This window comes from Endozoicomonas sp. ONNA2, from assembly GCF_024606365.1.
In the GTDB taxonomy this organism is placed as follows: domain Bacteria; phylum Pseudomonadota; class Gammaproteobacteria; order Pseudomonadales; family Endozoicomonadaceae; genus Endozoicomonas.
On the sequence record NZ_JAHHPO010000724.1, the window covers coordinates 1 to 1,277 of the forward strand.

The 1,277-nt window shown below is 52.9% G+C and carries 1 protein-coding gene; it reads left to right on the forward strand.

Annotation, left to right across the window (positions count from 1 at the left end; all coding sequences use genetic code 11):
- The first annotated feature begins 307 nt into the window (after positions 1-307).
- Positions 308-1,246, forward strand: coding sequence for a tRNA-dihydrouridine synthase (locus tag KDK14_RS12805; protein ID WP_257265532.1), 939 nt, complete (start codon positions 308-310; stop codon positions 1,244-1,246).
- Positions 1,247-1,277 lie beyond the last annotated feature (31 nt).

The following is a 1,277-nucleotide window of genomic DNA, read 5'->3' on the forward strand; positions in this document are numbered from 1 at the left end:
TTCTCCGTTAGCCTCGGGTCCGGTCTCAGGCACTGGCTGTTGTGGGTTCAGATCAGGGGCTTGCAGGGAATTTGATGGATTATTGATTTTGTCCATAACTGACTCTGGCAGGTATGTTAAAAAAACAGCTGACTGATGTTATCAACCAATACTATGTATCCATATAAGCAACCGATGACAGACAGGGGCTGCCTTCCAGACTATTGACCACAGCACAGCTTGTTGGTTCCCGCGTGAATCAGTGACTATTTTGTTATGCAGGCCTGATGACGGTAGAATTGGCGGTTTTTCACTCCAGAGGCATACCATGCGGTTGATACTGGCGCCGATGGAAGGCGTTATGGACCACGATATGCGGGATCTGCTCACCGGCATCAATACCTTCGATCTGTGTGTTACCGAGTTTGTCAGGGTAACCGATGCCTTGTTGCCAAACCGGGTGTTTTACCGCACCTGTCCGGAGCTGCTGCAGGGGGCAAAAACATCGAATGGTACACCGGTTCGTCTACAGTTGTTGGGCAGTAATCCCGAATATATGGCACTGAATGCCCAGCGTGCAGTGGCGCTTGGTTCGCCGGGGGTGGACATCAACTTCGGCTGTCCGTCAAAAACGGTCAACAAAAGCCGGGGCGGGGCGATTCTGCTTCGGGAGCCGGATCAGCTGTTCAGTATCGTCAGGGCCGTTCGCGAAGCGGTGCCTGCGAAGCTGCCGGTGACGGCCAAAATTCGTCTGGGTTATGAGGACAAGTCGTTGTTTCTGGAAAATGCCCGTGCGGTTGAACAGGCCGGAGCCTCAGAGTTGGCGGTGCATGCCAGGACCCGGGCAGAAGGTTATCGGCCCCCGGCCCACTGGGAATTCATTGGCAAAATTCGCGAGAACCTGGGCATTGCGGTGATCGCCAACGGGGAGATCTGGAATCATGAGGATGCCAGACGCTGCCGGGAAGTCTCAGGCTGCTCTGATCTTATGGTAGGGCGGCCTTCGCTGGTCACGCCGAATATCACCACCATGATTCGGGAGTCGGTCAGTCCGATGAACTGGCATTGTGTATTGCAGCTTATGCTACAATTAAGCGACAGAGATCGTCTGAATGGCAAATGGCAGTACCATCCTTCCCGACTGAAGCAGTGGCTCAATTATCTGCGCAAGGCGTATCCGGAAGCTCAGAATTTGTTTGAGCGAATCCGTTCACTCCGTGAAGCCGATGCCATTGTGGAAATTCTCTGCTCCGATTTGGCAGCTTAGTGGTAAGTAGCTAACCATAGAAATCATATAT

Coding starts and splice junctions, on each gene's coding strand:
- KDK14_RS12805 (WP_257265532.1), top strand. CDS start 308: ATGCGGTTGATACTGGCGCCGATGGAAGGCGTTATGGACCACGATATG.